Raw genomic sequence first — 24,999 nt, forward strand, 5'->3', positions numbered from 1 at the left:
TGGTTGTCACCCTGATCAACCCGGTCGCCATGGATGAAGGCCTGCGCTTCGCGATTCGCGAAGGCGGCCGTACCGTCGGCGCCGGCGTGGTCTCCAAGATCATCGCGTAATCTGCTAGAATCTGCGCCCCGATGTTGCCTGGGTAGGGCATCGGGGTGTAACCAAACGGGAAAAGAGGCGCAGGATGCTCCTCGTGTTCCCCAGACCAGGAAGGGTCGCGCCATTCAGGCTTTGTCAACAGTGACCCTGTTGACTGCCAACTTGTATGCGCGCTATACTTTTTGTCTGGGCAGATCGGGAGACCGGTCTGCCTCGATTTTTGAGGTCTACGGAAAGATCTTGTCGCCGCGCAGGAATGTGCGGCGTCTGCATTCAGGATATTCATGGGACAAGGCAACCCAGAGGCCTTGTCCGTCGCTCTTTTAACGAAGGAACCCACCGTCATGGCGGACCAAAAGATCCGGATTCGGCTGAAGGCGTTCGATCATCGTTTGATCGACCGTTCGGCCAGCGAGATCGTAGAAACGGCAAAGCGGACCGGCGCGCAAGTGCGTGGCCCGATCCCCCTGCCGACCAAGATCGAGCGTTACACCATTCTCGTCTCGCCGCACGTCGATAAAGACGCGCGTGACCAGTACGAGACCCGCACGCATAAGCGCGTGCTCGATATCGTTGACCCGAACGACAAGACCGTGGACGCGCTGATGAAGCTCGAACTGGCTGCCGGCGTCGACGTTCAGATCAAGCTGACCTGAGGACTACGACCATGACGAAGAAATATTCGTTGGGCTTCGTGGGCCGCAAGGCTGGCATGAGCCGCGTGTTCACCGAAGATGGCCAGGCCATCCCGGTAACCCTGATTGAAGCTACCCCGAACCGCATCGCGCAGATCAAGACCGTCGAAGCTGACGGCTACAGTGCCGTGCAGGTGACCGTCGGCGCGCGTCGCGCTGCCCTGGTCAACAAGCCGGAAGCCGGTCACTTCGCCAAGGCGAAGGTCGACGCGGGCCGTGGCCTGTGGGAATTCCGCGTTGAAGACGCGCAGCTCGGCGATTTCGCCGTTGGCGGCGAAGTCAAGGCGGACATCTTTGAAGTTGGCCAGAAGGTCGACGTCCAGGGTGTCACCAAGGGTAAGGGCTTCCAGGGCACCATCAAGCGCTACAACTTCCGTATGGGCGATGCAACCCACGGTAACTCGCTGTCGCATCGCGCGCCGGGTTCCTTGGGCCAGCGCCAGACCCCGGGTCGCGTTTTCCCGGGTAAGAAGATGTCCGGCCACATGGGTTCGGTGCAGCAGAGCACCCAGAACCTTGAAGTGGTGAAGGTCGATGTCGAGCGTGGTCTGATCGCGATCCGTGGTGCCGTTCCGGGCGCAGCGGGTGGTGACGTGATCGTTCGTCCGGCTAGCAAGGCATAAGGAGAGATGACGATGGAACTCGTTATCACGGGTAGCAACAACAAGGTCTCGGTCTCCGATGCCGTGTTCGGTCGCGATTTCAGCGAAGATCTGGTTCACCAGGTCGTCGTTGCTTACCGCAACGCCGGTCGCGCCGGCACCAAGGCACAGAAGACTCGCTCTGAAGTGGCTGGTACCACCAAGAAGTCGAAGAAGCAGAAGGGCGGCGGCGCGCGTCATGGCGCACTGACGGCTCCGATCTTCATCGGCGGCGGTGTCACCTTCGCGGCCAAGCCGCGCAGCTTCGAGCAGAAGGTCAACCGTAAGCAGTACCGTGCAGCCATGTGCGCGATCCTGTCCGAGCTGAACCGCCAGGGCCGTCTGACCATCGTGGAGTCCTTCGATGTCGAAGTGACCAACACGAAGGCTCTGATCGCCAAGCTGGCCGGCCTGGAAGTGGGCAAGCGTCCGCTGATCGTCACCGAAGATGCTTCCGAGCACCTGTACCTGTCGGCGCGCAACATTCCCTACGTGGAAGTGCGTGACGTGCAGGGCCTGGACCCGGTGTCGCTGGTCGGTGCCGACACGGTCGTCATCACCGCTGATGCGGTCAAGAAGGTCGAGGAGTGGCTGGCATGAGCAGCAACGAAAAAGTCTTCAGCGTGCTGCGCGCTCCGCGAGTCTCCGAAAAGACCGCGCGCCTGCAGGAACATTCCAACCAGTATGTCTTCGAAGTTTCGAACGAAGCCACCAAGGCCGATGTAAAGGCCGCGGTTGAGCAGCTGTTCGACGTCAAGGTCGAATCGGTCAACGTGCTGAACGTGAAGGGCAAGAACAAGTCCTTCCGTAACCGCACCGGCCGCCGCGGCGATTGGCGCAAGGCGTACGTGCGTCTCGCCGATGGCCAGTCCATCGATGTAACGGCCAAGGCCTGAGGTCCATCCCATGCCATTGATGAAATTCAAACCCACTTCTCCCGGCCGTCGTTCGGCCGTGCGCGTGGTCACGCCCGATCTGCACAAGGGCGCGCCGCATGCAGCGCTGCTGGAGCCGCAGAGCAAGTCCGGTGGTCGTAACCACCACGGCCGCATCACCACCCGTCACGTGGGTGGTGGTCACAAGCAGCACTACCGCGTCATCGACTTCAAGCGCAACAAGGAAGGCATTCCGGCGCGCGTGGAACGCATCGAATACGATCCGAACCGCACCGCCCATATCGCCCTGCTGTGCTACGTCGACGGCGAACGCCGCTACATCATCGCACCGAAGGGCCTGAAGGCCGGTGACCAGGTGATCGCGGGTTCGGATGCGCCGATCAAGACCGGTAACACGCTGCCGCTGCGCAACATCCCGGTCGGTACCACTGTCCACGGCATCGAACTGAAGCCGGGCAAGGGTGCCCAGATCGCGCGTGCCGCCGGCGCTGCCGTGCAGCTCGTCGCTCGTGAAGGTATCTACGCCACCCTGCGCCTGCGCTCGGGTGAAATGCGTAAGGTGCCGGTCGAGTGCCGCGCCACCATCGGTGAAGTCGGTAACGACGAACACAACCTGGAAAAGCTGGGCAAGGCTGGCGCCAAGCGCTGGCGTGGTGTCCGCCCGACCGTTCGTGGTGCTGCCATGAACCCGGTTGACCATCCGCACGGCGGTGGTGAGGCGAAGGCCGGCCAGGGCAACCCGCATCCGGTCACCCCGTGGGGTGTCCCGACCAAGGGTTACAAGACGCGCAAGAACAAGCGCACCCAGCAATTCATCGTCCGCGATCGTAGGGGCTAATCGACCATGGCACGTTCACTCAAGAAGGGCCCGTTTGTCGATCACCACCTCATCAAGAAGGTGGAAGCCGCTGCGGGTAGCAAGAAGCCGATCAAAACCTGGTCGCGCCGTTCGATGATCCTGCCGGAAATGGTAGGCGTCACCATCGCCGTTCATAACGGTAAGAACCACGTTCCGGTGCTCGTCAACGAGAACATGGTCGGCCACAAGCTCGGCGAATTTGCCATCACCCGGACCTTCAAGGGTCACGGTGGTGACAAGAAGTCGGGCAAGTAAGGAGAGATGACAATGGAAGCGAAAGCAATCCTGCGCTCCGCGCGCATCTCTGCGCAGAAAGCCCGCCTGGTCGCTGACCAGGTGCGCGGCCTGCCGGCCGAGCGTGCGGTCAACCTGCTGAAGTTCTCGGACAAGAAGGCTGCCCACCTGATCAAGAAGGTGGTGGAGTCGGCTATTGCAAACGCCGAGAACAACCAGGGCGCCGACGTCGACGAGCTGAAGGTACAGACCATCATGGTAGATGAAGGTCCGACCCTGAAGCGTTTCATGGCGCGGGCGAAAGGCCGCGGCACCCGCATCCTCAAGCGCACCAGCCACATCACTGTGGTTGTGGGCGCCGGCAAGTAAGCGGAAAGGAAAACACCATGGGTCATAAAGTTCATCCGATTGGTATCCGCCTCGGCATTTCCAAGGACTGGAACTCCAAGTGGTACGCCAACAAGGCCGAGTTCGCTGGTTATCTGGCAGCCGACCTGAAGGTGCGGGACATGCTGCGCAAGAAGCTTGCGCAGGCCGGCATCAGCAAGATCCTGATCGAGCGTCCGGCAAAGACCGCTCGCGTGACGATCCACACCGCCCGTCCGGGCGTGGTGATCGGCAAGCGCGGTGAGGACATCGAGAAGCTGCGCAAGGAAGTGAGCGAAATGATGGGCGTCCCGGCGCACATCAACGTCACCGAAGTGCGTAAACCCGAGCTGGACGCACAGCTGGTTGCCGAGTCGATCGCGCAGCAGCTGGAGCGTCGCATCATGTTCCGCCGCGCGATGAAGCGTTCGGTCGGCAACGCGATGCGCCTCGGTGCCTTGGGCATCAAGGTCAACGTCGGTGGCCGCTTGAACGGCGCGGAAATCGCCCGTTCGGAGTGGTACCGCGAAGGCCGCGTGCCGCTGCATACGCTGCGTGCCGACATCGACTATGGTTTCGCTGAAGCCAAGACGACCTACGGCATCATCGGCATCAAGGTCTGGATCTACAAGGGCGAAGTCTTCGATTTCTCCCAGGTTGGCCAGGAAAAGCAGGACGATTCCCCGCGCAACGATCGTAACGATCGCGGCGACCGCGGTGACCGTCCGTCGCGCCCGGCTCGTGAAGCGAGGTAACGACAATGTTGCAACCCAAGCGAACCAAATACCGCAAGGTACACAAGGGCCGTAACGATGGTCTGAGCTGGAGCGGCAACGCTGTCAGCTTCGGCGAATACGGCCTGAAGGCAACCGCTCATGGTCAGCTGACCGCGCGTCAGATCGAAGCGGCTCGCCGCTCGATCAGCCGCTACGTCAAGCGCGGCGGCAAGATGTGGATCCGAGTGTTCCCCGACAAGCCGATCACCAAGAAGCCCATCGAAGTCCGAATGGGTTCTGGTAAGGGCAACGTGGAGTACTGGGTAGCCCAGATCCAGCCCGGCCGCATGATCTATGAAATCGAAGGCGTCGCAGAAGACGTGGCACGTGAGGCGTTCCGCCTGGCTGCCGCCAAGCTCTCCGTGACCACCACTTTCGTGACCCGGACGGTGCTCTGATGGATATCAAACAACTTCGCGAAAAGTCGGCTGACGACCTGAAGAGCCACCTGATCGACCTGCGTAAGGAGCAGTTCTCGCTCCGTATGCAGCAGGTCACTGGCCAGCTGCCGAAGACCCACGAAACCCGCCGGGTTCGCCGCGAGATCGCTCGCGTCAAGACCCTGCTCGGCAGCACCAAGTAAGGATGGCCGCGATGAGCGATAACAACGACAGCAAGACGCTGCGCACGGTCGAAGGCCGTGTCGTCAGCAACAAGATGGACAAGACGGTCACCGTGTTGGTGGAGCGCCTGGTCAAGCACGCCCTGTACGGCAAGTACATCAAGCGTTCGACCAAGCTGCACGCACACGACGCCGACAACACCTGCAACGAAGGTGATGTCGTTCGTGTGACCGAGATTGCTCCGATGTCCAAGACCAAGAACTGGCGCGTGGTGGAAGTCATCACGCGTGCGGTTCAATAAGGAGATCTGACTCATGATCCAGATGCAGAGCTACCTCGAAGTCGCGGACAATTCCGGTGCCAAGGAAGTGATGTGCATCAAGGTGCTCGGCGGCTCCAAGCGCCGCTACGCGCACATTGGCGACATCATCAAGGTCACCGTGAAGGATGCAATCCCGCGCGGCAAGGTCAAGAAGGGTGAAGTGTTCGACGCCGTCGTGGTGCGTACCCGCAAGGGTGTGCGTCGCGCCGATGGTTCGCTGATCCGTTTCGATGCCAACGCCGCGGTCCTGCTCAACAACAAGCAAGAGCCGATCGGTACCCGCATCTTCGGACCGGTGACGCGTGAACTTCGTTCCGAGAAGTTCATGAAGATCGTCTCGCTCGCTCCCGAAGTGCTGTGAGCGACAGGAGATAATCATGGCTAACCGTATCAAGAAGGGCGACCAGGTTGTCGTCAACACCGGCAAGGACAAGGGCAAGCAGGGCGAAGTCGTCCGCGTCGACGGCGATCGTGTGATCGTCGCCAACGTGAACATCGTCAAGCGCCACACCAAGCCGAACCCGCAGGCAGGCGTTGCCGGCGGCGTGGTCGAGCGTGAAGCGTCGATCCATATCTCCAACGTGAATGTGCTGAACCCGGCTTCGGGCAAGGGCGAGCGCGTTGGCTTCAAGGTGCTGGAGGATGGACGCAAACTGCGTGTGTTCCGCTCCAGCGGTGAGGCGCTCGACGCCTGAGGAATGAGCAGATGAATTCCCGTCTCGAAAAGTTTTACAAGGAAGAAGTGGTGCCGGCGCTGATGAAGCAGTTCGGCTACACCAATCCGATGCAGGTTCCGAAGCTGGTCAAGGTCACCCTGAACATGGGTGTCGGCGAAGCAGCCACGAACAAGAAGATCCTGGAAAATGCCGTCGCCGATATGGCCAAGGTCTCCGGTCAGAAGCCGATCGTGACCAAGTCCCGCGTCTCGGTGGCATCGTTCAAGATCCGCGATGGTTGGCCGATCGGCTGCAAGACCACGCTGCGTCGTGAAAAGATGTACGAGTTCATGGACCGTCTGATCAACATCTCGTTGCCGCGCGTGCGCGACTTCCGTGGTGTCTCGGGTCGTTCCTTCGACGGTCGTGGCAACTTCAACATGGGTGTGAAGGAACAGATCATCTTCCCGGAAATCGACTTCGACGCTGTCGACGCGATCCGCGGCATGGATATCGCCATCACCACCACCGCCAAGACCGATGCGGAAGCGAAGGCGCTGCTCGCAGCGTTCAAGTTCCCGTTCCGTAACTGATACGTCGAGGAATCCGAAATGGCAAAGACCTCCATGGTCAACCGCGACCTCAAGCGTGCGAAGCTGGCCGTCAAGTACGCCGGCAAGCGTGAAGAGCTGAAGAAGATCATCTCCAGCGCGACCGCGTCGTACGACGAAAAGGCCGAGGCCGTCATCAAGCTGCAGAAGCTGCCGCGCGATTCGTCGCCGAGCCGTCACCGCAACCGTTGCGAGCTCTCGGGCCGCCCGCGTGGCGTGTACAGCAAGTTCGGCCTGGGCCGTAACAAGCTGCGCGAAGCCACCATGCGTGGTGACGTGCCGGGCCTGCGCAAGGCCAGCTGGTAAGGGATTCGTCCCTTCAACTGCCCGGTGCCTTCACGGCGCAGGGCAGGGGAGAAGGGCCGGTTTCCCGGCTCTGATCCCGGATTAAGGGAGCCCGACGCAAGTCGGGCTCTTTTTGCCGTATACTCCCGCGTCTTGCTCGCCCGCAAGGCGTGAGCAGTGTGTGAAGACGGGCCCTGGCCCATTCCAGGTAGACACAAGATTTTCGCGAAAGCGGATATCGGTGCACTCAAAGGTATCGACTATGAGCATGACTGATCCCATCGCCGACCTGCTGGTACGCATCAAGAATGCGGCCGCGGTTGGCAAGCAGACGGTGAAAGCACCGTCGTCCAAGATCAAGGTGGCAATCGCAGAGGTGTTGAAGGCCGAAGGCTACATCACCGATCTGCGCGTGACCAAGATCGAGAACAACAAGGCCGAGCTTGAAATCGTCCTGAAGTATTTCGAGGGCAAGCCGGTCATCGAGACCCTGAAGCGCTTCTCGCGTTCGGGTCTGCGCCAGTACCGTGGCAAGTCCGAGCTGCCGAAGGTCCTCAACGGCCTGGGTATCTCCATCATCTCCACCTCCAAGGGCATCATGACTGATGCGCAGGCGCGCCAGTTGGGCGTCGGCGGCGAAGTCCTGTGCTTCGTGGCCTAAGGCGAGAAGGAACCAACTATGTCCCGCGTAGCCAAGAAGCCAGTCAACCTGCCCAAGGGCGTTGAACTGAACATCCAGCCGGAATCCGTCAGCGTGAAGGGCCCGAAGGGCACCCTGTCGCTTGCCAAGGTTGCCGGCGTTGAAATCACTGTCGACAACGGCGTTGCCACCCTGGCCGCCAACGATGCCTCGCTGGTCGCCCTCACCGGCACCGTGCGCGCCATCCTGGCCAACATGGTCAAGGGCGTCACCGACGGCTTCGAGCGCAAGCTTGAGCTGGTCGGCGTCGGTTACCGTGCCGCCATGCAGGGCAAGGATCTGAACCTGTCGCTCGGGTTCTCGCATCCGGTCCTGTTCGTGGCGCCGGAAGGCATCACCATCTCGACCCCGACCCAGACCGAAGTGCTGGTCCAGGGCACCGACAAGCAGCGCGTTGGCGAAGTTGCCGCCAAGATCCGTGGCTTCCGTCCGCCGGAGCCCTACAAGGGCAAGGGTGTGAAGTACGCCGGCGAAGTCATCATTCGTAAGGAAGCCAAGAAGGCCTAATTCAGGTCCTCAGCTTTCCAAGGAAAAAGATCATGAACAAGAACATCGCTCGTCTGCGTCGTGCCAAGTCGACCCGTGCACACATCCGTGTGCTCGGCGTGCCGCGCCTGTCGGTGCTGCGCACCGGTCAGCACCTGTACGCCCAGGTCTTCACCGCCGATGGCTCCAAGGTGCTGGCGTCGGCCAACACCACCCAGGCCGACGTCAAGGAAGGCCTGAAGAACGGCAAGAACAGCGACGCCGCCGTCAAGGTTGGCAAGCTGGTCGCCGAGCGCGCCAAGGCTGCGGGCATCGAGAAGGTCGCTTTCGACCGCTCGGGCTACCGCTACCACGGCCGCATCAAGGCACTGGCTGATGCAGCCCGCGAAGGCGGCCTGCAGTTCTAAGGGATAAGGAAGCGGGGCTGGTCCCCGCTTCCGCCTGCCTGCCGGCGCGGGTTGCGCCGGGCGACGTCCTTCTTCTGCAGGGGCGCTCGATCCACCGCTTCATTCCACAGCTATAAGCGGCATTGAGCCGTACATACTCAATCAATCAAGGAATCAACATGGCAGAAGAACGTCAGCAGCGGGGTCGCGATCGCGATCGCCGCGAAGAGAAAGTCGACGACGGCATGATCGAAAAGCTGGTCGCGGTCAACCGCGTCAGCAAGACCGTCAAGGGCGGTCGCCAGTTCACCTTCACCGCACTGACCGTGGTCGGTGACGGCGCAGGCAAGGTCGGTTTCGGTTACGGCAAGGCGCGTGAAGTGCCGGTCGCGATCCAGAAGTCGATGGAACAGGCTCGCAAGAACCTGGCCAATGTCGATCTGAACAACGGCACGTTGTGGCACCCGGTGAAGTCCGGCCACGGCGCAGCTCGCGTGTTCATGATGCCGGCCTCCGAAGGTACCGGTGTGATTGCCGGTGGTGCCATGCGCGCCGTCCTGGAAGCCGTTGGCGTCAAGAACGTGCTGGCCAAGGCCGTCGGCTCGCGTAACCCGATCAACCTGGTTCGCGCCACGCTGAAGGGTCTGACCGAAATGCAGTCGCCGGTCCGCATCGCGGCCAAGCGCGGCAAGAAGGTGGAGGATCTCAACCATGGCTAATGACACCGTCAAGACCGTCAAGGTCCGTCTGGTTCGCGGCCTGCGTGGTGCCCAGGCGCGTCATCGCCTGTCGGTGCGTGCGCTGGGCCTGGGTAAGCTGAACGATGTCCGTGAACTGAAGGACAGCCCGCAGGTTCGCGGTCTGATCAACAAGGTCCACTACCTCGTCAAGGTTGAGGAATAATCCAATGACCATGCATCTGAATGAATTGAGCCCGGCACCGGGCGCTCGTAAAGAGCGTACCCGCGTCGGTCGTGGTATCGGCTCCGGCCTGGGCAAGACCTGCGGCCGCGGCCACAAGGGTTCGTTCGCCCGTAAGGGTGGCGGCAAGATCAAGGCAGGCTTCGAAGGCGGCCAGACCCCCATGCAGCGTCGTCTGCCGAAGGTCGGTTTCCGTTCCAAGATCGCCAAGGACACGGCTGAAGTGCTGTCCTACCAGCTTGAGCGTCTGGAAGCTGGCGAGATCGACTTTGCCGCGCTGCGCGCTGCCAAGCTGGTCCCGAGCACCGCTAAGCGTGCCAAGATCGTCATGAAGGGTGACCTGACCAAGGCATTCACCCTGAAGGGCGTCGCTGCAACGGCCAGTGCCAAGGCCGCGATCGAAGCTGCCGGCGGCAGCGTACAGGAGTAAGACATGGCGCAAGCTGGCATTGGTAACCTCGGCGGCGGGCTCGGCAAGTTCACGGAACTCCGCCAGCGACTGCTGTTCGTCATCGGGGCATTGATCGTCTACCGCATCGGCTGTTATGTGCCGGTGCCTGGCGTCAATCCCGATGCCATGCTTGCGCTCATGCAGGCGCAGGGCGGCGGCATCGTGGACATGTTCAACATGTTCTCGGGCGGCGCCCTGCACCGTTTCAGCATTTTCGCGCTGAACGTGATGCCGTACATCTCGGCATCCATCGTGATGCAGCTGGCGGTCCACATCTTCCCCGCATTGAAGTCGATGCAGAAGGAAGGTGAATCGGGTCGTCGCAAGATCACCCAATATTCCCGCATCGGCGCCGTGTTGCTGGCGGTGGTGCAGGGCGGCAGCATCGCGCTGGCGCTGCAGAACCAGGTCTCCCCGGGCGGTGCCCCGGTCGTCTACGCACCGGGCATGGGCTTCGTGCTCACCGCCATCGTCGCGCTGACCGCCGGTACCATCTTCCTGATGTGGGTCGGTGAGCAGGTCACCGAGCGCGGCATCGGCAACGGTGTGTCGCTGATCATCTTCGCCGGCATCGTGGCCGGCCTGCCGGGCGCGGTCATCCACACCGTGGAAGCCTACCGCGACGGCAACATGAGCTTCATCGCCCTGCTGCTGATCGTGCTGGTGGTGCTGGCCTTCACCTACTTCGTGGTGTTCGTCGAGCGCGGCCAGCGCCGCATCACGGTGAACTACGCACGTCGCCAGGGTGGCCGCAACGCGTACATGAACCAGACCTCGTTCCTGCCGCTGAAGCTGAACATGGCGGGCGTGATCCCGGCCATTTTCGCCTCGAGCATCCTGGCATTCCCGACGACGCTGGCCATGTGGTCCGGCCAGGCCAGTTCGGCCACGTGGCTGCAGAAGGTCGCCAACGCCCTCGGGCCGGGCGAGCCGCTGCACATGATCGTGTTCGCCGCGCTGATCAGTGGTTTCGCGTTCTTCTACACCGCGCTGGTGTTCAACTCGCAGGAAACCGCCGACAACCTGAAGAAGTCGGGCGCGCTGATTCCGGGCATCCGTCCGGGCAAGGCGACCGCCGACTACGTGGATGCCGTGCTGACCCGTCTGACGGCGGCCGGTTCGCTGTACCTGGTGATCGTCTGTCTGCTGCCGGAAATCCTGCGCACCCAGCTCGGCGCCTCGTTCTACTTCGGTGGCACTTCGCTGCTGATCGTGGTGGTGGTGGTGATGGACTTCATTGCCCAGATCCAGGCGCACCTGATGTCGCACCAGTATGAGAGCCTGTTGAAGAAGGCCAACCTGAAGGGCGGCAACCGCGGCGGTTTTGCCCGCGGCTGATTGACCTGTTACACTAGTCTTCTTGTTGCGAAGGCTCTCCGGTTCCCGGACTGGCCTTCCAAATCGAAGGGCGGCCCCTGCAGCGGTTTCGGGTGGGGGTGTGATGTGGTGGTCCCGCGCGGGAGTAGCGCGGGCGGCGGCGGGGGCAACCTCTGCAGTCAACGACATCCGGCGCCGGAGCATGGGCACACTCCCCACGCCGGGTCCATGGAACCTTCAGGTTCCACGGGCTTCCCAGTAAACCGAGACCTTGATAGAATCGCTAGTTCACTTTTTTGATCCATCCTGCCGGATTGGCGCGCCCATGGTGCGCTGTCGGCCATCACTCAGCTGGAGAACCGCGTCATGGCGCGTATTGCAGGCGTCAACCTGCCAGCCCAGAAGCACGTCTGGGTCGGGTTGCAAAGCATTTACGGCATCGGCCGTACCCGTTCGAAGAAGGTCTGCGACGCCGCAGGCGTGACCTCGACCACCAAGATCCGCGATCTGTCGGAGCCGGAAATCGAGCGTCTGCGTCTCGAAGTCGGCAAGTACATCGTGGAAGGCGATCTGCGCCGTGAAATCGGTATCGCGATCAAGCGCCTGATGGATCTGGGCTGCTACCGCGGTCTGCGTCACCGTCGCGGTCTGCCGCTTCGTGGCCAGCGCACCCGTACCAACGCCCGCACCCGCAAGGGCCCGCGCAAGGCGATCAGGAAGTAAGGGACCTAAGAAATGGCTAAGCCCGTCGCTAAGACCAAGAAGAAGATCAAGCGCGTCGTCACTGACGGCGTCGCCCACGTCCATGCTTCTTTCAACAACACCATCGTGACCATCACCGACCGTCAGGGCAACGCTCTGTCGTGGGCGACCTCCGGTGGCGCTGGCTTCCGCGGTTCGCGTAAGTCCACCCCGTTCGCTGCCCAGGTGGCTGCCGAGAAGGCCGGCCGTGCCGCGCTCGACTACGGCGTCAAGTCCCTGGAAGTCCGCATCAAGGGCCCGGGTCCGGGTCGTGAGTCGGCCGTGCGCTCGCTGAACAACGTGGGCTACAAGATCACCAACATCATCGACGTGACGCCAATCCCGCACAACGGGTGCCGTCCGCCGAAGAAGCGTCGCGTCTAAAGGAGCGATAAGAAATGGCTCGTTATATCGGTCCTACCTGTAAGCTCGCCCGCCGCGAAGGCGCCGACCTTTCCCTCAAGAGCCCGGCGCGCGCGCTGGACTCCAAGTGCAAGCTGGAGCAGAAGCCCGGCCAGCACGGCGCCACTGCCCGTAAGGGCAAGCTGTCCGACTACGCTACCCAGCTGCGTGAAAAGCAGAAGGTCAAGCGTATCTACGGTCTGCTGGAGCGTCAGTTCCGCAACTACTACAAGAAGGCCTCGACCAAGAAGGGCAACACCGGCGAGAACCTGCTGCAGTTGCTGGAAACCCGTCTTGACAACGTCGTTTACCGCATGGGCTTCGCAGTGACCCGTCCGGCTGCCCGTCAGCTGGTCTCGCACCGCGGTGTCACCGTGAACGGCAAGTCGGTCAATCTGGCTTCGTACCAGGTCAAGGCTGGCGACGCTGTCGCTCTGTCCGAGAAGGCTGCCAAGCAGCTGCGCGTCCAGGAAGCCCTGACCGTGTCTGCTACGCATGACCTGCGTCCGTCGTGGGTTGAAGTTGATTCCGGCAAGTTCGCCGGCATCTTCAAGGCCGTGCCGGATCGTTCGGACCTGCCTGCGGATATCAACGAAGCGCTGATCGTCGAGTTGTATTCGAAGTAATTCACATTGGAGAACCTCCGGGTCACACCGGAGGTTCGCAGGAGAACCCGCAACATGACGGTTACCGCCAACCAGGTTCTGCGTCCTCGCGGTCCGCAGATCGAACGCCTTACCGATACCCGCGCCAAGGTCGTGATCGAACCCTTGGAGCGTGGTTACGGGCATACGCTGGGCAACGCCCTACGTCGCGTGCTGCTGTCGTCCATCCCGGGCTTCGCCATCACGGAAGTCGAAATCGATGGCGTACTGCACGAGTACACCACGCTTGAAGGCTTGCAGGAGGACGTGCTGGAAGTCCTGCTCAACCTGAAGGATGTGGCCATCCGCATGCATACCGGCGACAACGCTACGCTGTCGCTGTCCAAGCAGGGTCCGGGTGTCGTTACCGCTGCTGATATCAAGATTGACCATAACACCGAGATCCTCAATCCGGCTCATGTGATCTGCCATCTCACCAAGGATGTGGCGATCAACATGCGTCTGAAGGTCGAGCGCGGTTTCGGCTACCAGCCTGCTGCTGCTCGTCGTCGTCCGGATGAAGAAACCCGTGCCATCGGCCGCCTGGTCCTGGATGCGTCGTTCTCGCCGGTCCGTCGCGTCGCCTATTCGGTGGAAGCGGCCCGCGTCGAACAGCGTACCGATCTGGACAAGCTGGTGCTGGACATCGAAACCAACGCAACGATCGATGCCGAGGAAGCCGTGCGCACTGCCGCCGACATCCTCAGCGATCAGCTGTCGGTCTTCGGTGACTTCACCCACCGCGACCGCGGTGCGGCGAAGCCGGCCAACAACGGCGTGGATCCGGTGCTGCTGCGCCCGATCGACGATCTGGAGCTGACCGTGCGTTCGGCCAACTGCCTGAAGGCAGAGAGCATCTATTACATCGGCGATCTGATCCAGAAGACCGAAGTGGAGCTGCTCAAGACCCCGAACCTCGGCAAGAAGTCGCTGACCGAGATCAAGGAAGTCCTCGCACAGCGCGGTCTTTCGCTCGGCATGAAGCTGGAGAACTGGCCGCCGGCCGGTGTCGCCCAGCACGGCATGCTCGGCTGATCCAGCGCTACGCAAGATGCTTGACCCCGCACCTTCGGGTGCGGGGGCTTCACCGGCAACACTCCGCACCGACAGGTCGATAGCCTGCGGTGACGGCCAGCCAGGACGGCTGGCACCGGACCATCCGCAGTCCAAGCAACAACGCCAGGATGGCGACAGCGATACCCAACCGATCCAACATTCACTTCAGGAATCACCGTCATGCGTCATATGAAGTCCGGTCGTAAGTTCAACCGCACCAGCGCCCATCGCGAAGCAATGTTCAAGAACATGGCCGCGTCGCTGTTCAAGCACGAGCTGATCAAGACCACCCTGCCGAAGGCCAAGGAACTGCGCCGCGTTGCCGAGCCGCTGATCACCCTGGCCAAGGTTGATTCGGTTGCCAACCGTCGTCTGGCGTTCGCTCGCCTGCGCGACAACGAGGCCGTCGGCAACCTGTTCACCACCCTGGGCCCGCGTTACGCGACCCGTCCGGGCGGCTACCTGCGTCTGCTGAAGTGCGGTTTCCGCGCTGGCGACAATGCGCCGATGGCCTATGTTGAGCTGGTCGATCGTCCGGCTGCTGTGGCTGAAGCCGTCGAAGAGTAATCTTCGAGCTGTACCTGTTATTCGGTGAAGAACCCGGCCTTGTGCCGGGTTTTTCCGTTTCTGCGGGGTGATAACGGCACCGGCCACGGCCAAGGCCACGGCCACGGCCACGGCAAGAGCATGGCGCTGCGTGCGAGGGTGGGGCGTCGGCGCGGGTGGGTTGGCGGGACACGCCGTAAATCCGTCCATGGAGGCTCATGTCGCGCCATCCATGGCGCTCATGGTCCCGACAACCCACCCGCGCCAACGCCTGCACACATGGTCGGTGCGCATGGGGTAAAGCGGGGGCTGTGCGCGGCGTAGGTAGAGCCGGCCGTTGGCCGGCTGCGTGGCGGCTGGTCGCGGCCCTGTTAATCTTGGCGCCTGGACTTTCACGAGTGTTGGCAATGAATCCATTGCGTTGGAGTTTCCGCGCCCAGTTCCTGTTGGGGTTTCTGGTCTGCGCGGCACTGTTGGGGTATGCGATCTTCCTGCAGTTGAAGATGGGGCTGGAGCCGTGTCCATTGTGCATTTTCCAGCGGATTGCGTTCGCGGCGCTGGGGCTGTTGTTCTTGATCGGGGCGCTGCATGGTCCGCGGGATCCGGCCGGGCGGAAGACGTATGGGGTGCTGGCCTTCATCGCGGCGGCGGTCGGTATCGGCATTGCCGGTCGCCACGTGTATGTGCAGTTGCTGCCGCAGGACATGGGCTCGAGCTGTGGGCCGCCGCTGAGTTTCCTCAGTGAGACGATGGGGCCGTTCGAGGTGTTCCGCACCGTGCTGACCGGTACCGGCAACTGCGGCAACATCGATTGGCAGTTCCTGGGCCTGACGATGCCGATGTGGAGCCTGGTGTGGTTCGCGGCCTTGGCGGTGTGGGCGCTGGTGACGGCGTTCCGGGCGCGTCGTCGCCACTGAGGCCGGTTTCACGTCAGCTACCCGACCTGGCGCGCGTCTGGCGGCCAGGCCGGGTGCTGCGATCAGGCAGGGATGCTCCTGAGCTGATCAGACGGCAGGGCTTCCTCGCTCAGGTCAGAAGTCCTGCTGCAGGCTGAGGTAGGCGCCGCGGCGGGGACCCCACTGCGGGGCGAAGACGCCGATGCCGCCGCCGTCGCGCAGTTGGTAGCTGCGATCCAGGGCGTTGACCAGCGCGAGCTGTGCGTGCAGCGGGTGGCCGCTATCGGCGTTGAAGTCGTGGCCGGCGCTGAGGTTGAGTTGCAGGTAGGCCGGGAGTTCGCCGCCGTTGGGGATGCCGTCGGCATCCGAGCGCAGGCCGCTGCCGAAGACGTAGTCGGCGCCAAGACGGTTGTGGCCGGCGAAGGCGTAGCTGATACCGCCGGACGAGGTCAGTTTCTGATCGTGGTCCAGATGGATCCAGTTGTTCTGGACGTAGGCCAGTGCCTCGGGATCGAGGTTGTACTGGCCGGTGATGACCTGCTTGCCCATGGCCTTGTTGTAGGCGGCGTTGACGTAGGCGCTGAGCGGGCCGTTGCTGTAGTCGGCGCTGAGTTCCACGCCGTGGATGTGGCCGAGGCGATAGTTGAACGTCGAGTAGATGTAGGCGGCGCCGAACTGGCCTTCGTCCTGCAGGCGGTCGACCTTGCGGTCGTAAGCGTCCAGGCCCAGGGTGAGGTGTTCGCCCAGCTGCTGGGAGACGCCGATGTCGTAGTAGTCGCTGCGCTCGGACAGCGGCGTGGTGCTGCCTCCGGCCGGTTGCTGGTTGGTGGTGCCGTCGTAGAGTGCGATGTCGCTGCTGGCCACCAGTTCGCTGGCCGGCGGGGTGAAGTAGCGCGAGTACCCGGCGTGCACGGTGGTGCTGTCGGTGGCGTTCCAGACCACGCCCACCCGCGGGCTGAGCTGGCCTTCAGTGCCACCGAACGCCTTGTAGCGGTCGCCGCGCAGGCCGTAGTTCACGGTCCAGTCGTCGCCGAGGCGCCATTCGTCCTGCAGATAGACCGCGGTGGTGGTGGCGTTGAAGGCGCTCGCCTCCGGAATGCGCCGGGGCGCGGTGCTGGCCTGTTGGCCGTCGGCGTCGACCGGGAACACCCAGGTGTCGCTGCCGGCGCGGGCGCGTTCGGCGTTGACGTACAGGCCGTAGCGCAAGGTGTGGTTTTCGCCCAGCGGGGTGGAGGAATCGGCCTGCACGGTGTTGGCGCGGTTGCTGCGCTCCACCTGTGAGGCAACGCCGTTGAAGATCAGATCGCCGGCCAGGTCCGGGTGGAAGGACAGGTCGCTGTACCGCTGCCCGGCCGAGACCTGGTAGGCGGTGCTGCCCAGCGCGCCCTGCAGCACCAGCATGCCGAAGCGGGTGGTCTCGCGCTGGGTTTCGTCCAGCGCGGCGGAGTCCGCAGTGACCGTGTCCAGGTAGCCGAACTGCGAGGTCTGGCCGGGGTTGACCGGGATCTGGAAGCGGTTGTTGGAGAACCCGGCGAACAGGCTCAGGCGGGTGTCGTCGTTGACCAGATAGGTCAGGTCGGCGAATGCCTTCCCCTGGTGGGTGTCATCGTGGTCCGGCCGGCGCGAGGCGGTGGGGTTTTCCATGCCGACCTGGTTCTGGTCGTAGTTGCCGGTCAGGTACCAGCTCCAGCGGCCCTGGCTGCCCCACCACGAGGCGTTGGGGTTGACCTTGCCGTAGGAGCCGGCAGTGAGGCCGGCACTCCCGCCATTGCCCAGCTCGGCGCCGCTGCGGGTGGTGATGTCGACCACGGCGGCCGTGCGCTCGCCGAACTGCGCCGGCAGCGCGCCGTCCATCAGGCGGATGCTCTTGATCGCGCGGGCGTCCAGCGTCTGGCCGAAGCCGGAGATCGATTCGGGCAGCAGGACGCCGTTGAGCCGGTACTGGAGGTTGGCATGGTCGCCGCGCACGTGGACGCCACCGTAGGAATCCTGGACCACCCCCGGCGCCTGCAGCAACACCTGGTTCAACGGGGTGGAGGCGCCCAGCGGCAGGTTCTGGATGTCTTCGGCAGTGATCTGGTACTGGCTGCTGCCGATATCCGGCGACAGCGCATTGCGCGCCTGGTCGAGTTTGGCGCTGACCGTGACCGCGTCCAGATCGGTGACGGCAGGGGCGGCGCTGGTGGCGGCGGCGGCGAGGGCGGGCAGGCCGGTCAGGGCCAGGGAAACAGCAATACCGGTAGCAAGCAGGGAGGGCTTCATGAGGATGGCTTGGCTGGGCGATGGAGGAGGGGCCGGCCTGGCAAGTGTTACTCCGTAACAAATCATGCGCCTGTCCGATGCCGCTGGACCATGCGCGATCTGGCCGATCGCCGTGTCCTTTCTTCAGCGTTCAGCCTCCGGGCGCGTGCCCGCCCCTTTGCGCCGGGGGCGCGCTCTGCGACCATGACCGGCCCCACACCCCGGAAGTCCGTGATGAGCCTGTCCGCCCCGCCTGTAGCCGATCCCGCCGCGACCGCTGTCGACGCTGCCTGGTCGCCGGAGAGCTGGCGTGGCAAGCCGGCGCTGCAGATGCCGACCTACCCGGACCCGCTGGCGCTGGATGCCGCCCTGCACGAGCTCAAGCGGCTGCCGCCGCTGGTGACCTCCTGGGAAATCCTGGCGCTCAAGCAGCAGCTGGCCGATGCGCAGGAAGGCAAGCGCTTCCTGCTGCAGGGCGGTGACTGCGCGGAGAACTTCAGCGATTGCGAATCCACCACCATCTCCAACCGGCTCAAAGTGCTGCTGCAGATGAGCCTGGTGCTGGTGCACGGCATGCGCAAGCCGGTGATCCGGGTCGGGCGTTTTGCCGGGCAGTACGCCAAGCCGCGCTCGGCCGATACTGAAACCCGCGACGGCCTGACCCTGCCCAGCTACCGCGGCGATGTGATCAATGCGCCGGAGTTCACTGAAGCTGCGCGTCTGCCGGACCCGCGCCGGATGCTGCAGGCGCATGCGCACTCGGCGATGACGATGAACTTCGTGCGGGCGCTGATCGATGGCGGCTTCGCCGATCTGCACCATCCCGAATACTGGAACCTGGAGTGGGTGCGGCACTCGCCGCTGGCCACCGATTACCAGAAGATGGTGTCCTCGATCGGCGATGCGGTGCGTTTCATGGAAACGCTGTCCGGCACGCAGGTGTACAACCTCAACCGGATCGATTTCTACACCTCGCACGAAGCGCTGCTGCTGCCCTACGAGCAGGCGCTGACCCGCCAGGTGCCGCGCCAGCAGGGCTGGTTGAACCTGAGCACGCATTACCCGTGGATTGGCATGCGCACCGCAGCGCTCGATGGCGCGCACGTGGAGTATCTGCGTGGCGTGCGCAACCCGATCGCGATCAAGGTGGGCCCGTCGGTGCAGCCGGACCAGCTGCTGCGCCTGATCGACGTGCTCAACCCCGAGGACGAGCCGGGCCGCCTGAGCTTCATCCACCGCATGGGGGCGGCACAGATCGCCGAAAAACTGCCGCCGCTGTTGAACGCGGTCAAGCGCGATGGCCGGCGCGTGCTGTGGGTGTGCGATGCGATGCATGGCAACACCGAGAGCACCAGCAACGGCTACAAGACGCGTCGTTTCGACAACGTGCGTGGCGAGGTCGAGATGTCCTTCGACCTGCACGCCGCGGCCGGCACGCGGCTGGGCGGCGTGCACCTGGAGCTGACCGGTGAGGACGTGACCGAATGCACCGGCGGTGCGCGCGAGTTGACCGAGCGCGATCTGGAGCGTGCCTACCGTTCCTCGGTGGATCCGCGCCTGAACTACGAGCAGTCGCTGGAAATCGCGATGGCGATCGTGCGCAAGCAGGCGCACTACGCCGACTGAATGTAAGGTGCGTGTCCTCGACACGCACCTTACATTCGCCTGACACGATGGTCATGGCGGCACCGGCATGCTGTGCACTTCCTTGCGGAGAACACAGGAGCGTGCAGTGACCGTGGACTGGCAGCAGGCAGCGTTGTATCTATGGCCGATCTCGATCGCACTGGCGATCGGGGTCAGCGGCTGGTGGTTGTTGATGGCGTTGACGCGGCGACTGAAAGACCGCGACTACCGCCGCGCCCGCATCGCGCGCGTGATCAGCCGACCGCTGGCGTTCGCCCTGCCGCTGTTGCTGCTGATTCCCGCGCTGGAAGCGACGCCGCTGCAGGAGCATCGGCTCGAGCAGGCGCTGCGGCTGCTGCACATCGGTGTGACCGGCTGCGTCATCTGGCTGCTGGTGCGGGCCGTGGCCGCGGGCGAGCAGGCGATCCTGCGCGACCATCCGATGGAGGTGGCCGACAACCTCGAAGCACGCCGCATCCAGACCCAGACCCGGGTGCTGAGCCGTGTGTTGATGGGCGCGATCATCCTGGTCGGCGTCTCGCTGATCCTGCTCACCTTCCCGATGGTGCGCCAGATCGGCACCGCGCTGCTGGCCTCGGCGGGCATCATCGGCCTGGTCGCCGGTATCGCGGCCAAGCCGGTATTCGGCAACCTGATCGCTGGCCTGCAGATCGCCTTGACCCAGCCGATCCGGCTGGACGATGTGGTGATCGTCGAGGGCGAGTGGGGCCGGGTCGAAGAGATCAACAGCAGCTATGTGGTGGTGCGGATCTGGGATGCGCGGCGGATGGTGGTGCCGTTGACCTGGTTCATCGAACACCCGTTCCAGAACTGGACCCGGCGCAGCGCCGATCTGCTCGGCACCGCCTTCCTGTGGCTGGATTACACCGCGCCGATCCCGGCGATCCGCGCCGAGCTGGAGCGCATCTGCAAAGGCGAGGCGCTGTGGGATGGCCAGGTCTGCGTAACCCAGGTGACCGAAACCAGCGAGCACACCCTGCAGGTACGTCTGCTGGTGAGTGCGCGCAATTCCGGCGATGCCTTTGATCTACGCTGCATCGTGCGCGAACGCATGCTCGATTTTCTCGCGCGCGAACATCCTCAGTCGTTGCCGCGCACCCGTGCCGAGCTCAATCAGGAAGTGACGCCGAGCCGTCGCGCACGCTCGCAGCCAGCCGACGATGTGCGCTCGCCCGGTGCCGAAGATGGTGAGCCGGCGCTCCTGCCAGACCCGGGTGACGCATCCCGGTAATGCCGGCCAGCGGCCGGCACTACCAACGCGGGGCGTACGTTCTCGGGTAGGTACCGACCGTTGGCCGGTACACGCCGCTCAGGGCGCGACGCCGTTCGTCAGCAGGCTGTCGGTCTGGAACCGCGGCGGGCGACGCGCGCGGGTGCGTTGCTCGTAGGCGTAGCCCAGCTCGATCAACCGCGGCTCGCTCCAGGCGGTGCCCATGAACAGCAGCCCCAGCGGCAGCCCGTTCACGTGCGCCATCGGCACGGTCAGGCTGGGGTACCCCGCCACCGCGGCCGCGCTGTAGCTTTCACCGGGGAAGTCATCGCCGCGGCCGGGCCGGATCGGCCAGGCCACCCCGGTGGTCGGTGCCACCAGCGCATCGAGGTTCTGCTCGCGCAGCACGGCATCGATGCCTTCCGGACCGGCCAACCGGCGCGCATCGCTGCGTGCGCGGATGTACGCCGGGGTGCCGAGGCCGCCCATGGTGGCGGCGGTGTCCATCAGGTCCTGATCGAACAGCGCCAGTTCCTTGCCCGCATGCTGCCGGTTCCACGCGATGACGTCGTCCAGCGTGCGTACCGGCGCCTGGTAGGTGGTGAAGTAGCGCTGCAGCCCAGCCTTGAACTCATGCATCAGCACGATCTGCTCAGCCTCCTGCCACTGGCCCTGGGTCGGCAACCGCACCGGCACCACCGTCGCACCCGCGTCGCGCAGCACGGCGACCGCATGCTGCAGGGCCGGGGCGATGCCCGGCTTCTGCATCAGGTCGCCATACAGCACGCCGATCCGCGCACCGCGCAGGCCATCGGCGTTCAAGCGCGAGCTGTAGTCGTACACGGCGCGCCCCGGCATGGTCGCGGTGGCCGGGTCGGCCTCGTCACGGCCGGCCATGGCGGTCAGCAGGGCGGCCGCGTCTGCCACGCTGCGTGCCATCGGGCCGGCGGTGTCCTGGCTGAAAGAGATCGGGATGATGCCTTCGCGGCTGACCAGTCCCACGGTTGGCTTCAAGCCGACCACGCCGTTGACCGCGGCCGGGCAGACGATGCTGCCGTCGGTCTCGGTGCCGATCGCGGCCACCGCCAGATTGGCCGAGACCGCCACCGCGCTGCCACTGCTGGAGCCGCACGGGGTGTGACTGAGCCGGTAGGGATTGCGCGTCTGGCCGCCGCGCGCGCTCCAGCCGGAGATCGATTGGCTGGAGCGGAAGTTGGCCCACTCGCTGAGGTTGGTCTTGCCCAGGATCAGCGCACCGGCCGCGCGCAGCCGCTTGACCAGGAACGCATCGTCGGGGCGGAAGCCTTCCAGCGCGAGCGAACCGGCCGTGGTGCTCATGGGGCTGGCGCCGATGTTGTCCTTGAGCAGCAGCGGGATGCCGTGCAGTGGGCCGCGCAGCTGCCCCTGGCGGCGCTCGGCGTCCAGCTGGGCGGCCTCGCGCAGTGCATCGGGGTTGAGCTCGATCACCGCGCGCAGGCGCGGGCCGGCCCGGTCGAGGCGGGCGATGCGGTCCAGGTAGGCGTGGGCCAGCGTGACGCTGTCCAGCTCGCCGCTGGCCATCCGCGCCTGCAGATCGCCGATGTCAGCCTCGGCATAGGCGAATGGCAGCGCCACGGTCGGTGAGGGCGTGGGCGATTCACGGGCGTGCAGGGGCACCGGGCCCGGGCTGCAGCCGGCCAGCGCGATGAGCATCAGTGATGTCAGTGTCAGGCGCATGCCTGTCCCCCCGAACCGGCCGACAGGCTAACCAGCACAGGCGGCGCTTGGCAACTCAAGCCGCGTTGGCGATCGTGCCGTGGCGTTTGCGGATATCGCGGGCGAGCACGCCGACCACGATCAGATTGATCACCAGCACCGACCACGAGGCCCAGCCCGGGTGCCGGAGGATGGCGTAGATATCGAACGGCAGGTAGATGCCGGCGGTGACGCAGCCCAGCCAGGAGGCCCAGGCTTTGGCGCGCCAGAGGCCCCAGGCCTCGAAAAGGTGCAGGACGCCGTAGGCGACCATCGCAGCAGCCGCCAGATGCACCGCATCGGGGCTGATCATGTTGAGCAGCGAGGGCAGGGTGCCGTGATCCGGGTCCAGGCTGAACCGGCGGATCAGGGCATTGACCGCATCGCGCAGGGGCTGCGGACCGAGCATTTCCAGCCCGGTCGCAGCCAATAGCGCCAGAACCGCCTTGCTGGCTTCCAGCAAGGCGATCAGGTGAAGCCCCGGATGCTTGTGAGGATCCGGGTTGTAGGGCTTGTCGATCACGACAATGGGTCCGATCAGCCGCCGCGCGAAGCCTTCTTCCGGTCGCTTTCGGTCAGGCCCTTCTTGCGCAGGCGGATTTCCTTCGGGGTGATCTCGACCAGCTCGTCGTCTTCGATGAAGTCCAGGGCCTGCTCCAGCGAGTACTTGATCGCCGGGGTCAGCTGGATCGCATCGTCCTTGCCCGAGGCGCGCATGTTGGTCAGCGGCTTGGTCTTGATCGCGTTGACGGTCAGGTCGTTGTCCTTGGAGTGGATGCCGACCAGCTGGCCTTCATACACGTTGTCGCCTTCAGCCGCGAACAGCTTGCCGCGTTCCTGCAGCGGGCCCAGGGAGTACGCCGGGGTGGCACCCGGGGCATTGGCGATCATCACGCCGTTCTGGCGCTTGGCGATCGAACCCTGTTCCTTCGGGCCGTAATGGTCGAACACGTGGAACAGCAGGCCCGAACCCTGGGTCAGGGTCTTGAACTCGTTCTGGAAACCGATCAGGCCACGGGCCGGGATCTGGTATTCCAGGCGCACACGGCCCTTGCCGTCCGGCTCCATGTTCTTCAGCTGGCCCTTGCGGGTGCCCAGCTTTTCCATCACGCCGCCCTGGTGCTGCTCTTCGATGTCCACCACCAGCTGCTCGATCGGCTCCATGGCCTGGCCGTCGATCTGCTTGATGATCACTTCCGGGCGCGACACGGCCAGCTCGTAGCCTTCGCGACGCATGTTTTCGATCAGCACCGACAGGTGCAGTTCGCCACGGCCGGAGACCAGGAACTTGTCGGCGTCTTCCAGCTGTTCGACCTTCAGGGCCACGTTGTGGACCTGTTCGCGGTCCAGACGGTCCTTGATCTGGCGGCTGGTCAGGAACTTGCCACCGGACAGGTCCTTGTTGCCGGCGAACGGCGAGTTGTTGACCTGGAAGGTCATCGAGATCGTCGGTTCATCGACGGTCAGTGCCGGCAGTGCTTCCGGGGTGTCCGGGTGGCACAGGGTGTCGGAAATGGTCAGCTCGGCAATACCGGAGATGGCGACGATGTCGCCGGCCTCGGCGGTGTCCTGCTCGATGCGCTCCAGGCCCAGGAAGCCCAGCACCTGCGCGACCTTGCCGTTGCGCTTCTTGCCTTCACGGTCGATCACCGCGACCTGCATGCCCTTCTTCAGGGTGCCGCGCTGCACGCGGCCGATGCCGATCACGCCCACGAAGTTGTTGTAGTCCAGCTGGCTGATGCGCATCTGGAACGGACCTTCCGGGTCCACTTCCGGCATCGGCGCGTGCTGCATGATCGCTTCGTACAGCGGGGTCATGTCGCCGTCGCGCACGGTGTCTTCCAGGCCAGCGTAGCCGTTCAGGGCCGAGGCGTAGACGATCGGGAAGTCGAGCTGCTCATTGGTGGCGCCGAGCTTGTCGAACAGGTCGAAGACCTGGTCGATCACCCAATCCGGACGCGAGCCCGGACGGTCGACCTTGTTCACCACGACGATCGGCTTGAAGCCCATCGCGAAGGCCTTCTGGGTCACGAAGCGGGTCTGCGGCATCGGGCCGTCCATCGCGTCGACGAGGATCAGCACCGTGTCGACCATCGACAGCACGCGCTCCACTTCGCCGCCGAAGTCGGCGTGTCCCGGGGTGTCGACGATGTTGATCCGGTTCTTGATACCGGTCTTCTTGTCTTCCCAGGTGATGGCCGTGTTCTTGGCCAGGATGGTGATGCCGCGTTCCTTTTCCTGGTCATTGCTGTCCATCACGCGCTCGGCGAGCACGGTGCGCTCGGAGAGGGTGCCGGACTGCTTGAGCAGCTGGTCGACGAGGGTGGTCTTACCGTGGTCGACGTGGGCGACGATGGCGATGTTGCGAAGATTTTCGATAGACATGCGAAAGGGGGCCAGTCGGCGCCGGATTTGGAAAAAGAAGTCCAACATTATACGGCCAAGATGACCAATCGCGAAAAGTGCCTCGCAAGCCTTGCCGGACGGGCATTCAGGTAGTGCCGGCCGCTGGCCGGCAGCCCCATGATCTCCGGCAGGTTCTGCCTGGCTGCCGGCCAACGGCCGGCACTGCCGCTGTCCCTGAGGCATTCAGCAAAGCGTTTCCGTGTCGGCGCGGA

34 protein-coding genes and 1 pseudogene are annotated in these 24,999 nt (G+C 63.9%); 31 read left to right on the top strand and 4 right to left on the bottom strand.

The window, feature by feature from the left end:
• The 29 genes and pseudogenes from ABE472_RS14300 to ABE472_RS14440 all read left to right on the top strand — a co-directional run.
• Window positions 1–110, top strand: a pseudogene (locus ABE472_RS14300) (elongation factor Tu); the annotation flags it as partial.
• Between the two features lie 333 nt (window positions 111–443).
• The gene (rpsJ, locus tag ABE472_RS14305) at window positions 444–755 is read left to right on the top strand and encodes a 30S ribosomal protein S10 (protein WP_010341589.1); all 312 of its coding nucleotides are present in this window, start codon (window positions 444–446) and stop codon (window positions 753–755) included.
• Window positions 756–766: 11 nt separating this feature from the next.
• Complete coding sequence (rplC, locus tag ABE472_RS14310; RefSeq protein WP_019186145.1) at window positions 767–1,417, top strand: 50S ribosomal protein L3; 651 nt, start codon at window positions 767–769, stop codon at window positions 1,415–1,417.
• A gap of 12 nt (window positions 1,418–1,429) precedes the next feature.
• Window positions 1,430–2,035 carry a 50S ribosomal protein L4 gene (rplD, locus tag ABE472_RS14315; protein WP_346466510.1) on the top strand — a complete coding sequence of 202 codons (606 nt, stop codon included), beginning with the start codon at window positions 1,430–1,432 and terminating at the stop codon, window positions 2,033–2,035.
• Entirely contained in the window at window positions 2,032–2,331 is a 300-nt protein-coding gene (gene rplW, locus ABE472_RS14320; RefSeq protein WP_019186147.1) for a 50S ribosomal protein L23, read from the top strand. The genes rplD and rplW overlap by 4 nt, the downstream gene beginning before the upstream one ends.
• A gap of 10 nt (window positions 2,332–2,341) precedes the next feature.
• Window positions 2,342–3,169, top strand: coding sequence for a 50S ribosomal protein L2 (gene rplB, locus ABE472_RS14325; RefSeq protein ID WP_038690292.1), 828 nt, complete (start codon window positions 2,342–2,344; stop codon window positions 3,167–3,169).
• A gap of 6 nt (window positions 3,170–3,175) precedes the next feature.
• The gene (rpsS, locus tag ABE472_RS14330) at window positions 3,176–3,445 is read left to right on the top strand and encodes a 30S ribosomal protein S19 (protein ID WP_019186148.1); all 270 of its coding nucleotides are present in this window, start codon (window positions 3,176–3,178) and stop codon (window positions 3,443–3,445) included.
• A 12-nt stretch (window positions 3,446–3,457) separates the two neighbouring features.
• Window positions 3,458–3,793, top strand: coding sequence for a 50S ribosomal protein L22 (gene rplV / locus ABE472_RS14335; RefSeq protein WP_017355410.1), 336 nt, complete (start codon window positions 3,458–3,460; stop codon window positions 3,791–3,793).
• A gap of 17 nt (window positions 3,794–3,810) precedes the next feature.
• On the top strand, window positions 3,811–4,545 hold the full coding sequence (gene rpsC, locus ABE472_RS14340) for a 30S ribosomal protein S3 (RefSeq protein WP_019186149.1): 735 nt from the start codon (window positions 3,811–3,813) through the stop codon (window positions 4,543–4,545).
• A gap of 5 nt (window positions 4,546–4,550) precedes the next feature.
• Window positions 4,551–4,964: a 50S ribosomal protein L16 gene (gene rplP, locus ABE472_RS14345; protein WP_019186150.1), complete on the top strand. Its 414-nt coding sequence runs from the start codon at window positions 4,551–4,553 to the stop codon at window positions 4,962–4,964.
• Window positions 4,964–5,149, top strand: a complete 186-nt coding sequence (gene rpmC, locus ABE472_RS14350) for a 50S ribosomal protein L29 (RefSeq protein ID WP_019186151.1) — start codon at window positions 4,964–4,966, stop codon at window positions 5,147–5,149. Before rplP ends, rpmC begins: the two co-directional genes overlap by 1 nt.
• Before the next feature lie 11 nt (window positions 5,150–5,160).
• Window positions 5,161–5,430, top strand: coding sequence for a 30S ribosomal protein S17 (gene rpsQ, locus ABE472_RS14355; RefSeq protein WP_121042876.1), 270 nt, complete (start codon window positions 5,161–5,163; stop codon window positions 5,428–5,430).
• A 13-nt stretch (window positions 5,431–5,443) separates the two neighbouring features.
• On the top strand, window positions 5,444–5,812 hold the full coding sequence (gene rplN, locus ABE472_RS14360; protein WP_017355415.1) for a 50S ribosomal protein L14: 369 nt from the start codon (window positions 5,444–5,446) through the stop codon (window positions 5,810–5,812).
• A 16-nt stretch (window positions 5,813–5,828) separates the two neighbouring features.
• Complete coding sequence (gene rplX / locus ABE472_RS14365) at window positions 5,829–6,146, top strand: 50S ribosomal protein L24 (protein WP_017355416.1); 318 nt, start codon at window positions 5,829–5,831, stop codon at window positions 6,144–6,146.
• An 11-nt stretch (window positions 6,147–6,157) separates the two neighbouring features.
• Window positions 6,158–6,700, top strand: a complete 543-nt coding sequence (gene rplE / locus ABE472_RS14370) for a 50S ribosomal protein L5 (protein ID WP_019186154.1) — start codon at window positions 6,158–6,160, stop codon at window positions 6,698–6,700.
• A gap of 18 nt (window positions 6,701–6,718) precedes the next feature.
• Window positions 6,719–7,024, top strand: coding sequence for a 30S ribosomal protein S14 (gene rpsN, locus ABE472_RS14375; RefSeq protein WP_121042878.1), 306 nt, complete (start codon window positions 6,719–6,721; stop codon window positions 7,022–7,024).
• 241 nt (window positions 7,025–7,265) lie between these two features.
• Complete coding sequence (rpsH, locus tag ABE472_RS14380; RefSeq protein ID WP_019186156.1) at window positions 7,266–7,664, top strand: 30S ribosomal protein S8; 399 nt, start codon at window positions 7,266–7,268, stop codon at window positions 7,662–7,664.
• An 18-nt stretch (window positions 7,665–7,682) separates the two neighbouring features.
• On the top strand, window positions 7,683–8,210 hold the full coding sequence (rplF, locus tag ABE472_RS14385) for a 50S ribosomal protein L6 (RefSeq protein WP_121042880.1): 528 nt from the start codon (window positions 7,683–7,685) through the stop codon (window positions 8,208–8,210).
• A 32-nt stretch (window positions 8,211–8,242) separates the two neighbouring features.
• Window positions 8,243–8,596 carry a 50S ribosomal protein L18 gene (gene rplR / locus ABE472_RS14390; protein ID WP_123728451.1) on the top strand — a complete coding sequence of 118 codons (354 nt, stop codon included), beginning with the start codon at window positions 8,243–8,245 and terminating at the stop codon, window positions 8,594–8,596.
• Between the two features lie 158 nt (window positions 8,597–8,754).
• Window positions 8,755–9,294, top strand: a complete 540-nt coding sequence (gene rpsE, locus ABE472_RS14395) for a 30S ribosomal protein S5 (RefSeq protein ID WP_313209665.1) — start codon at window positions 8,755–8,757, stop codon at window positions 9,292–9,294.
• Window positions 9,287–9,478 carry a 50S ribosomal protein L30 gene (gene rpmD, locus ABE472_RS14400; protein ID WP_259261111.1) on the top strand — a complete coding sequence of 64 codons (192 nt, stop codon included), beginning with the start codon at window positions 9,287–9,289 and terminating at the stop codon, window positions 9,476–9,478. Before rpsE ends, rpmD begins: the two co-directional genes overlap by 8 nt.
• A gap of 4 nt (window positions 9,479–9,482) precedes the next feature.
• Complete coding sequence (rplO, locus tag ABE472_RS14405; RefSeq protein WP_019186161.1) at window positions 9,483–9,926, top strand: 50S ribosomal protein L15; 444 nt, start codon at window positions 9,483–9,485, stop codon at window positions 9,924–9,926.
• A 3-nt stretch (window positions 9,927–9,929) separates the two neighbouring features.
• Window positions 9,930–11,285 carry a preprotein translocase subunit SecY gene (gene secY, locus ABE472_RS14410; protein ID WP_019186162.1) on the top strand — a complete coding sequence of 452 codons (1,356 nt, stop codon included), beginning with the start codon at window positions 9,930–9,932 and terminating at the stop codon, window positions 11,283–11,285.
• Between the two features lie 345 nt (window positions 11,286–11,630).
• Complete coding sequence (gene rpsM, locus ABE472_RS14415; RefSeq protein WP_019186163.1) at window positions 11,631–11,987, top strand: 30S ribosomal protein S13; 357 nt, start codon at window positions 11,631–11,633, stop codon at window positions 11,985–11,987.
• 12 nt (window positions 11,988–11,999) lie between these two features.
• Window positions 12,000–12,389, top strand: coding sequence for a 30S ribosomal protein S11 (rpsK, locus tag ABE472_RS14420; protein WP_017355427.1), 390 nt, complete (start codon window positions 12,000–12,002; stop codon window positions 12,387–12,389).
• A gap of 14 nt (window positions 12,390–12,403) precedes the next feature.
• Window positions 12,404–13,033: a 30S ribosomal protein S4 gene (gene rpsD / locus ABE472_RS14425; protein ID WP_019186164.1), complete on the top strand. Its 630-nt coding sequence runs from the start codon at window positions 12,404–12,406 to the stop codon at window positions 13,031–13,033.
• A 54-nt stretch (window positions 13,034–13,087) separates the two neighbouring features.
• Window positions 13,088–14,086, top strand: a complete 999-nt coding sequence (rpoA, locus tag ABE472_RS14430) for a DNA-directed RNA polymerase subunit alpha (RefSeq protein WP_121042890.1) — start codon at window positions 13,088–13,090, stop codon at window positions 14,084–14,086.
• Window positions 14,087–14,287: 201 nt separating this feature from the next.
• Entirely contained in the window at window positions 14,288–14,674 is a 387-nt protein-coding gene (rplQ, locus tag ABE472_RS14435; RefSeq protein WP_123728453.1) for a 50S ribosomal protein L17, read from the top strand.
• A gap of 386 nt (window positions 14,675–15,060) precedes the next feature.
• Entirely contained in the window at window positions 15,061–15,570 is a 510-nt protein-coding gene (locus ABE472_RS14440) for a disulfide bond formation protein B (protein WP_070426690.1), read from the top strand.
• A gap of 114 nt (window positions 15,571–15,684) precedes the next feature.
• Here the strand turns inward: ABE472_RS14440 and ABE472_RS14445 are convergent, their stop codons facing one another.
• Complete coding sequence (locus ABE472_RS14445) at window positions 15,685–17,811, bottom strand: TonB-dependent receptor (protein WP_346466511.1); 2,127 nt, start codon at window positions 17,809–17,811, stop codon at window positions 15,685–15,687.
• Window positions 17,812–18,024: 213 nt separating this feature from the next.
• Between ABE472_RS14445 and ABE472_RS14450 the strand changes: the two genes are divergently transcribed.
• Both ABE472_RS14450 and ABE472_RS14455 read left to right on the top strand, forming a co-directional pair.
• Complete coding sequence (locus ABE472_RS14450) at window positions 18,025–19,416, top strand: 3-deoxy-7-phosphoheptulonate synthase class II (RefSeq protein WP_121042896.1); 1,392 nt, start codon at window positions 18,025–18,027, stop codon at window positions 19,414–19,416.
• A 112-nt stretch (window positions 19,417–19,528) separates the two neighbouring features.
• Window positions 19,529–20,668 (top strand): mechanosensitive ion channel family protein, encoded by a 1,140-nt coding sequence (locus ABE472_RS14455; protein ID WP_313219142.1) that lies wholly within the window; start codon window positions 19,529–19,531, stop codon window positions 20,666–20,668.
• 78 nt (window positions 20,669–20,746) lie between these two features.
• On the opposite strand, the gene ABE472_RS14460 is transcribed toward ABE472_RS14455, so the two are convergent.
• Genes ABE472_RS14460 through typA form a run of 3 tightly spaced genes read right to left on the bottom strand, consistent with a single transcriptional unit; the run spans window position 20,747 to window position 24,766 of the window.
• Complete coding sequence (locus tag ABE472_RS14460) at window positions 20,747–22,363, bottom strand: amidase (RefSeq protein ID WP_346464614.1); 1,617 nt, start codon at window positions 22,361–22,363, stop codon at window positions 20,747–20,749.
• 55 nt (window positions 22,364–22,418) lie between these two features.
• Window positions 22,419–22,904: a DUF2127 domain-containing protein gene (locus ABE472_RS14465; RefSeq protein WP_121042900.1), complete on the bottom strand. Its 486-nt coding sequence runs from the start codon at window positions 22,902–22,904 to the stop codon at window positions 22,419–22,421.
• Window positions 22,905–22,918: 14 nt separating this feature from the next.
• Window positions 22,919–24,766, bottom strand: coding sequence for a translational GTPase TypA (gene typA / locus ABE472_RS14470; protein WP_346466512.1), 1,848 nt, complete (start codon window positions 24,764–24,766; stop codon window positions 22,919–22,921).
• Between the last annotated feature and the right edge of the window lie 233 nt (window positions 24,767–24,999).

The organism is Stenotrophomonas sp. TWI809, assembly GCF_039673205.1.
In the GTDB taxonomy this organism is placed as follows: Bacteria; Pseudomonadota; Gammaproteobacteria; order Xanthomonadales; family Xanthomonadaceae; genus Stenotrophomonas.